Raw genomic sequence first — 7,842 nt, 5'->3', positions numbered from 1 at the left:
ATTATAGGCCTAAATACTGAATTCCCCGATCAACCCAAGATAATTGATACAACACATCACAGAGGAATCAAGCCTGAAAATCTGCAGGCCATTTTAGACACTCAAGGATATCATGCTGCCTTGAATGCAACCCGGTAACAACGGTTCGGTCATTGCCTAACCCGATAAGACGGATTTTGGCGAGATCAATCATGATCTTCTGGACACTTGACACGCTCAGAAGGCCTGCAGATTCAAACTGACGTTCAACCCACCGTTTAAGCATCAGGCTGATGTATGCAATGAAAAAAAGACCCTGGCGGATCATGTCAGCATCTACTGTGTGGGGATAAATCTGAAGGCTGCTAATAACAGTGCCAAAAAAAAGTTCATCTTCTTTTTGTTCACTGGTCCATTGCATGCACTGATCCCATTGAAAATCTCCCCCACCATAAAGGATAACAGATATCCCTCCATCGCGAAGCTGGCGAGATACAGCCTTCTGTTTGATACTAACATGGAGCCTCCCTTCCTCAACTTTCCACTGAATAAATGGCTCATATCTTCCCGCTATGTCGTGAACAGCAGCTGCGGGATCGGTCCATTTATAAATAGGGGTATTATGCAGACTGTCCAGGATGAGTTCAAGATCCTCATTGTACTCATTTCTCTCTTCTTCATCCTGCCTGGGACTATAACAGACATACCCATGCATCTGTACGGATTCAACCGGGATGGATATTGGAACCACGAAGAGAGTTTCGCCGTGAAATATCTTCAGATTCTTTGGATGCATCAATTCACTTCGTCGCCGTTTTATCTCCTCCCTCACTAGTTCATTATCCGGATTGATAGGAATTACAAATGGGGTGCCACTGAATATGAGCCCGTAAATATTCATTGAAGAATTAAACTCTCTGCCAGAGATCAGAGTAGTGCTGCGATAATGAAAGATATGCATCCCCGCTACTGCATTTTTTACCAGTCTTGTTGCAGTCAGGTTTTTAGGATGGGGAAAGTATGCTGCAGGAACACTCATGCTCCAATCATAATAGAGTGAGATCTGATCAAAGAACTGGGTATTTACCTGCTGTCTTCTTACAGAGGTGGAATGGCGGCGTTTAGAGATCATCAGATCATATACTCTGCTATCACCACTTTCCTGCTTGCTTATACAGGAACGGCATATATCCATTGGGAGGCCGGTTTCCCCTAGTTTTTTAAGCAGTTTGGAGACAGTTTGCGACGATATTTTTAGGCCTGGATAAATGCGGGAGAGAGCTGTTCCATCAAACCATGCTCCAGGATTATATATCGCATCAGGACAGGTAAGAGCAATAATTGCTAGTGTGAGGCTAATACGTGCTTCGTGCTCTGTCAGATGTGTTCCCAGGATCTCATGAAGTTCAAGAGAGCGAATAGCATTCAGGTACGGAATTAATTCCCCATACACATACACTCGTTCAGGGTTTTTTGCCTTCTCCCGTACACGGACAGGTTTCCCATCAACATACTTACCCAGGTACCTGCTTTTTTGTCTGGTTCTACGGGTTTCCTTGTCGTAATAATAGGTTATTTCATACAAGTAGTCATGCCCGTTAATTTTCTTGACCCGGGTAGTAGTCTTCACATAGCATAATAGGCAGTCGTTTTATTTAATCTTGTCCCACTACACAAGAGATAAGGTTGCAATTTAGACAAGATTTGGGTTGCCTAATCTTTGAACACTAATTATTGCCCTGTTTTGATAAATGCCTTTCAACAAGCCCTAAAATTAATATAGCTCAAAAATAGACTACTTATCACCTCTCTGCAGCAGACAATGTAGTGATAACACATCCCCCCATCCGAATAACACCTGACGCATACATGTGAAATACCTCATTTCACACCCCCCATCAAATGCGGTTATCACTTCTGTTGTTGTAGGAGGGCATTGTTCGATGAAGACCCCATTGGCCCCTGTGAAACCTGAATCAACCGGTTGACTGCCCAAAGGTCACCACAGGGGCCAATCCCTTTTGAAGAGTTATTATTGGAAAGCAAAGGCGCTCTAAAAAAAGCAGATTATACAGAGGGCAGAAGAAACAGGATGTACATCCCAGATGTCGCATGAGGAGGATTATCCACAGTTCCTTCAATGATCTTTTCCTCTGGGTAACCAATATCCTGACAGATCACAAGACGGTAGTCAGGATATAAACTGAGCATATTTACAAGATTTCTTATTTTAAACTCAGGATCTGTAATCAAACAGAGTGACCGGTTCTGTTTCACTTCATCACAGACGGTATGCATTGTCTCATCGTGGCCACGGCCATGCGCCGTAAGTACCAGGAGATTTATGAGAGGGATATGGAGTCGTGCTGCCCCAAGTTGAACAGAAGAGATCCCTGGAATAACCTCACCAGGGAGATAACCAAGGCCTGATAACATAGGATCCCCTGTAGACAAGAGAACTGTTTCATCAGGAAGAGACCTGAGTGCCCGATAATTTTCTATGGTTTTCACTTCGCATCCAGGGGGAATTGAATCTTGTACCAAAGCGATTGCCCGTTCTGATCCTAAAATGAGGGTCGCGGATTTAATAGCCATTTCTGCCTGGCGGGTCAGAAGATTGGGACCACATCCGACACCTACAATCTTCATGGAGCCTCCTTCAATATCCGCCCTTCACGATCTAGAAGAATAATGCGGAGCCCAGGTTTTTTTGCGCAGAAGCGTAACATCGACTCCTGCGCCCGTTTATCAAACTCTGATGTCCCTATCATCTCTTCAACTGTCCCAAACCCTGAACCTTCGAGAATTGTGGGATTAATGAACTTCAGAATAAGAGCCGGAAGCCCACAGAGAATTACGTCACCATGAGCATGGTGTAATGCGGGACCAATGCGGGACCCGACGAGAATTACTTCATAACTGGAGAATAAAAGTCGCGAATATTTGAGCCCTACCCTTCCTGTAGTCAAAACAACCCGCGATGTACCGGAAATCCGGTTTATCATCGTTTCTTCCAGGTGATCATCCCATGGCTCAACAAAACCCGTGGAGCCCAGAACAGAAATACCACCACTTACCCCAACCTTTGCATTAAGTGTCAGGGATGCAATGTAAGATCCGTTTTCCGCAGAAAGGATTACCCTGACACCTGTCAGTCTGATCTCATTTAGGGCCTCATTTATAGCATCCTGAATCCCGGCCATTGCCGGAGGGCTAATTGCAGGTGATCCTTTTGGGTAACGCGGGTTTTCACGATCCCACTTCCCAATACCATCTCCAGCAATAACCTCACAACCCCCAGATGCAGATGTTGCAAAGGCGTGAAACCGGATTCCCGCGGTGACATCATCCGGATAGTCACCAGAATACTTATCTGAGATTCCATGCCCATTCTCCCCACTTGCCTTCACCAAGACCCTGATACCAGAAGGTGTGAGGATTGTAACAGGGCCGGAAACCGGATCCTTGAGTGAGAGGATCGCTGCCTTAACTGCCGCTGCAGCAGTGGTTCCAGTAGTAAAACCACGGTGGAGAATTTTACCACCAGCGGTGAGAACTACAAGGCCGGATTCTACTGCCTCAAGAGCCTTGGAATCCCCACAGGCATCGACCCATGATTCAGGATAGACAAATCCACTCACCGGATCGATCATACAACTCTCCGATTACTGTCTGGAAACAAACATCGTGATTATCTCGTTCAGTGCTGCTACTGCAATAGGTGTTCCACCACGGGTCCCTTCATTTGAGATGGAGGGAACCGATATGGTTCGGAGTACCTCTTTTGACTCGGCTGCATTTACAAAACCAACCGGTGTCCCGATTACCAATGCGGGCTTACAGCCATCCCTGATCATATCGCATACAACCAATAACGCTGAAGGAGCATTGCCAATTACAATTATTGATCCATCAAGTTGATCACGGGCAGCCAGAAAACCTGCTGAGGTCCGGGTTATACTGCCTGACAGTTCAGTTTCGGCCTGAATATCAAGAACACAGTGCACATGGCTCTTATGCCCTTTCTTTTGAATACCTGTCTCTACCATCCTGATATCAGTAAATACGGGTGCACCTTCGGCGAGGGCCGCAAGACCTGCTGAAACAGGATCATTACAGAACCGTATCAGTTCAGCCATTGCAAAGTCGCCTACTGCAATGGAACATCGCTGCCGGATCCGGTCTTCGGGTGTCTTATCACCGATAGTTTTGCGTGCTATCTCCCTAGATCGGGATGATATATCATACCCCTCCTCGGTGTCAGCGCCGATATCAATATAGGTATTTCCGATGGTATCCCCTGGGTGTAATGATTCCTTTGACATCTTCTCCTCTCTTCCAGATTCTTGTCTCCTCTCCACCAATAAAAACAACAGCATGCATATCAACTAAATCCTCTAATTCCCAGACTTTCCCGAGTGTTGTATAGAGGGCTGATTCATCTTCCCGGTACGCATTTCTTACTATTCCCACGGGTGTATCAGAGGGTAGATATTCCAATGCAAGGGCAATAGCCTCACCCAGTTGTTCAGTCCGGGTTCTGCTTTTTGGGTTATAGAGAACAACCGGCATCTTCACTGAAAATAGGGCTGATAATCTCGCTTTTATTACATCACGTGGGGTGAGGAGATCTGACAGGCTTACCACAGCGAAATCTCCGGAGAGTGGGGACCCAAGCCGTGCAGCTCCCGCAGTTGCGGCGGTTATACCAGGGACTATCTCTACAGGAATAGCAAGTCCGGTATGTTCAAGGACCTCAAGCACAATGCTTGCCATTCCATACACACCAGGATCGCCACCGGACACCATAGATACACTCGCGGTGATGGCAAGATTGATGCATTCCTTTGCTCGATCAACCTCTTTTCCCATTCTGCTTCTTATGACGTTTTTTCCCAGAAGCAGATGAGAAATCTGATCCAGGTAGAAATCATTGCCGATAACGACATCTGATTCTGCGATCACCTTTTCAGCACGGCGAGTAAGCATTTCCGGGGACCCTGGACCAATCCCGACAATATAAAGCCTGCCGGTAACTGACTCACCGGGCGAAGGCGACCGTGACATTTCCATAAACTTTTTTCTCCATAATTAGTTCTTTTTTGTATGATACTGCCAGGGCAGCTGGTTCGGCAACACCAGGAAGACCAAACCGTTCGGCTGCCGATACTGAGTGAACAGATTCTTTGTTCAATGTTTCATGATCAAGAAATATCAGATTCCCCCCGATCTTACGAATTGCTTCAGTCAGGCCCGGTTCATGAAGTTTCAAAGTACTTGTTGCATAAATACTGACATCAGCCCGCGTTAATGACACCGATTGTAAAGCTGTATCAATGGCATCAGTTATTTCGTGAGAAGGCGTTCCTTTCCGGCACCCTATGCCCGCTGTGCAGGGGGCATCAGATACAAGAAATGAAACGCCACTTCCAGCGATGACCATCCCCGGCCCTTCAACAGAATAAATGCCCGCAGTACCCTCAAGAACCGCTGCATTCGATCTCCGTGTTGAAGCAGGGTTTACAATACGAAGGCATTTTTCCCTGGCAATACCCTCTGCAGAATCTCTTCCGGTTGATTCTGTTGCTGTTGTGATAACAGGGATAAAACCTAGTTTCTCTTCAAGGTCATATGCAAGATCGTTTGCACCATGATGTCCTCCCGATATTGGAACAGCATACTTCAGATCAGGGCTTACGACCACAATGGCAGGATCACGCCATTTATCGGTCAGAAGTGGAGCAATCTTTCGCACCACTATCCCGGTTGCCATCAGAGCCACAATCCGATCTGCTGTCCCAATGGCTTCAGTAAAAACTGAGTCATGATATGGCACAAAGGTTCCACTGAGTGACTCAGCGATCCGCTTTGCAGGTTCTGTAAAATAAGGGAGAGCAGTAACAATGGTCCCGGTCATGAATACAATTCAGATCTGACATGTCCTGGAAGTTCATCACCAAAAACATCACCTATTAGCAGGAGTGCTGACCGACATATCCCAGCATCCTTTGCCTGCTGCGCGATGGTTGCAACAGTTCCCCTAATTATCTTCTGATCAGGCCAGGTAGCATGATAGATGACCACAGCTGGTGTCTCAGGGGGATGTGCTATCTTTGCAACTACTTCAGCCAGACGATCTGATCCCAGAAAAATTGCCATCGTCTCCCCGTGTTGCGAATATTCGGCGATATGATCATGCTCCAGAGTCTTTCCTGCTGGCCTTGTGATGATAACAGACTCAGAAACACCACGCAGTGTAAGTTGAGTCTGCAGCGCTGCAGCAGCCCCGAATAGAGATGATACACCTGGGACAACTTCAATAGATAATCCCTCGTTTCTAATAAGTTGAATCTGTTCAACGATTGCACCATAAAGGGCAGGATCTCCTGAGTGGAGCCTTACAACTTTTTTCCCATCCCGGGCAGCCTCAACCATCAGAGGCGTCATCTCTTCAAGTGACATCCCATTGCTGTCATATTTTTCAGATGCAGGGGATCTGCTTACCAGTTCAGGGTTTACTAGAGAGCCTGCATAAATCAGGAGATCAGCTGAACTAACCAGATTATTTCCTTTTACTGTTATCAGATCAGGATTACCCGGGCCCGCACCGACAAACCATATAGGATTCATAGAGCCTTCTCCGCAAACAGGAGTGAAAAGTAGTTGCTTTCATCAGGAAGATCATCTCTCCAGATCTTCATTCCTTCCATGTACATCCGCTCTACAAGAACAAACCGATGATATCCTTGTTTTTTCAGTCGCTCTGCAGCTTCACGCGGACGGCGGACTTTCATCTGGATTCGCACTAAATCAGAGCTTCCATCAGATACTGAAAAACCACCGTTGATAGGTATGCCAGTTACTGATGTGAGGGCTGTAATAGAACTAACACCAGGAACTGTGCTAATCTGAATTTTTGGATGCTTTTCCCTGATAACAACACAGAGTCTTGAAAATGTTGAGAAAATATTCGGGTCACCTATAATTCCAAAGACCGCATTCCCGATTTCTGCAATAGGAGCAATAATTTCGGCATTTTGTTCTATTTGCTTTGATATTACTGTTTCATCATGACTCATCGGGAATGACAATTCAACAGGAGTGCAATATGGTTCTACCAGATTCCTGGCAATACCACCGGGAACAAAGACACGATCAGCCTCTTGTAAATGGCGCACTGCTGATAATGTGAGCAATTCAGGATCTCCGGGACCTAATCCGACCGCTGTCAGCATTCGGAACCTCCACAGATAATAAAGACAGGATCTAATGGTTTGAACATTATTCCTGATCCAATTGAGTAACTTCTCGAGATCTGTGCCATAATTACCTCCCTGAATATGCCATGTTTTTTCAGATAAGAGACTGCAATATTGGCAGTTTCAAGCATCACTGCATTAATAACCAAAGATCTAACCTTAAGTTTTGCAAGAGCATCAATCACTTCTTCAAGCCCCTGTGACCCCCCAACAAAGGCACAATCCAGATGATCTACTGTTGAGAGAAATGTTCTGTTGTCATCATTGAATACTGATATATTTGAGATTCTGCTGGCAACTGCTTCCTTTTCAGTCCAGTTGCAGGCTTCGGCCCGCCTATCTACAGCAAGGACCTGTTTCACCAGGGGTGCTGCCTCCCGTGATATCCTCCCAGTACCACAGCCAAGATCAGCAAAGATGTCACAAGGAGACAGATTTAGTTTGAAGAGAGAAATTGCAAGAATTTCATCTTTAGTAGGACCACCAGAAGGGGGTTTGGTCGACGTATCAATATTCATGGACTTCGTATATGTTTGATGGATTTTACAAAAGAGATATGTGCCTCATTAGTTTTGTTTACAGATGAGAGACCTCAATCCCCCTT

The 7,842-nt window shown here is 45.8% G+C and carries 9 protein-coding genes; all 9 read right to left on the bottom strand.

The genetic code is table 11. The features are described 5' to 3' along the window. Nucleotides 1–67 precede the first annotated feature (67 nt). Nucleotides 68–1,609: a hypothetical protein gene (locus tag VN429_RS05615; RefSeq protein WP_325630744.1), complete on the bottom strand. Its 1,542-nt coding sequence runs from the start codon at nt 1,607–1,609 to the stop codon at nt 68–70. A 437-nt stretch (nt 1,610–2,046) separates the two neighbouring features. Continuing rightward, on the bottom strand, nt 2,047–2,628 hold the full coding sequence (locus VN429_RS05610) for a cobalt-precorrin-7 (C(5))-methyltransferase (protein ID WP_325630741.1): 582 nt from the start codon (nt 2,626–2,628) through the stop codon (nt 2,047–2,049). Next, a complete protein-coding gene (locus tag VN429_RS05605) occupies nt 2,625–3,632 on the bottom strand; it encodes a cobalt-precorrin-5B (C(1))-methyltransferase (RefSeq protein ID WP_325630739.1) in 1,008 nt (335 codons plus the stop codon). Before VN429_RS05605 ends, VN429_RS05610 begins: the two co-directional genes overlap by 4 nt. 12 nt (nt 3,633–3,644) lie before the next feature. Further along, a complete protein-coding gene (locus VN429_RS05600) occupies nt 3,645–4,304 on the bottom strand; it encodes a precorrin-8X methylmutase (RefSeq protein WP_325630736.1) in 660 nt (219 codons plus the stop codon). After that, nucleotides 4,252–5,052, bottom strand: coding sequence for a precorrin-3B C(17)-methyltransferase (gene cobJ / locus VN429_RS05595; protein ID WP_325630734.1), 801 nt, complete (start codon nt 5,050–5,052; stop codon nt 4,252–4,254). Before cobJ ends, VN429_RS05600 begins: the two co-directional genes overlap by 53 nt. Then, nucleotides 5,021–5,896, bottom strand: a complete 876-nt coding sequence (gene cbiG / locus VN429_RS05590) for a cobalt-precorrin 5A hydrolase (RefSeq protein WP_325630731.1) — start codon at nt 5,894–5,896, stop codon at nt 5,021–5,023. The genes cobJ and cbiG overlap by 32 nt, the downstream gene beginning before the upstream one ends. Then, on the bottom strand, nt 5,893–6,609 hold the full coding sequence (gene cobM, locus VN429_RS05585) for a precorrin-4 C(11)-methyltransferase (RefSeq protein WP_325630729.1): 717 nt from the start codon (nt 6,607–6,609) through the stop codon (nt 5,893–5,895). Before cobM ends, cbiG begins: the two co-directional genes overlap by 4 nt. Continuing rightward, the gene (locus VN429_RS05580; RefSeq protein ID WP_325630726.1) at nt 6,606–7,214 is read right to left on the bottom strand and encodes a cobalt-factor II C(20)-methyltransferase; all 609 of its coding nucleotides are present in this window, start codon (nt 7,212–7,214) and stop codon (nt 6,606–6,608) included. Before VN429_RS05580 ends, cobM begins: the two co-directional genes overlap by 4 nt. Next, on the bottom strand, nt 7,208–7,756 hold the full coding sequence (locus VN429_RS05575) for a bifunctional cobalt-precorrin-7 (C(5))-methyltransferase/cobalt-precorrin-6B (C(15))-methyltransferase (RefSeq protein WP_325630724.1): 549 nt from the start codon (nt 7,754–7,756) through the stop codon (nt 7,208–7,210). Before VN429_RS05575 ends, VN429_RS05580 begins: the two co-directional genes overlap by 7 nt. Nucleotides 7,757–7,842 lie beyond the last annotated feature (86 nt).

The organism is Methanospirillum sp. (assembly GCF_035560735.1).
Classification (GTDB): domain Archaea; phylum Halobacteriota; class Methanomicrobia; order Methanomicrobiales; family Methanospirillaceae; genus Methanospirillum.
Note: the sequence above shows the minus strand (reverse complement) of the source record. Positions and strands in the feature narration are given on the sequence as shown.

Bases quoted from the DNA above. Each gene is read 5' to 3' on its own strand.
- VN429_RS05575 (WP_325630724.1), bottom strand. From the start codon at position 7,756: ATGAATATTGATACGTCGACCAAACCCCCTTCTGGTGGTCCTACTAAA.
- VN429_RS05580 (WP_325630726.1), bottom strand. From the start codon at position 7,214: ATGCTGACAGCGGTCGGATTAGGTCCCGGAGATCCTGAATTGCTCACA.
- cbiG (WP_325630731.1), bottom strand. From the start codon at position 5,896: ATGACCGGGACCATTGTTACTGCTCTCCCTTATTTTACAGAACCTGCA.
- VN429_RS05605 (WP_325630739.1), bottom strand. From the start codon at position 3,632: ATGATCGATCCGGTGAGTGGATTTGTCTATCCTGAATCATGGGTCGAT.
- cobM (WP_325630729.1), bottom strand. From the start codon at position 6,609: ATGAATCCTATATGGTTTGTCGGTGCGGGCCCGGGTAATCCTGATCTG.
- VN429_RS05600 (WP_325630736.1), bottom strand. From the start codon at position 4,304: ATGTCAAAGGAATCATTACACCCAGGGGATACCATCGGAAATACCTAT.
- cobJ (WP_325630734.1), bottom strand. From the start codon at position 5,052: ATGGAAATGTCACGGTCGCCTTCGCCCGGTGAGTCAGTTACCGGCAGG.
- VN429_RS05610 (WP_325630741.1), bottom strand. From the start codon at position 2,628: ATGAAGATTGTAGGTGTCGGATGTGGTCCCAATCTTCTGACCCGCCAG.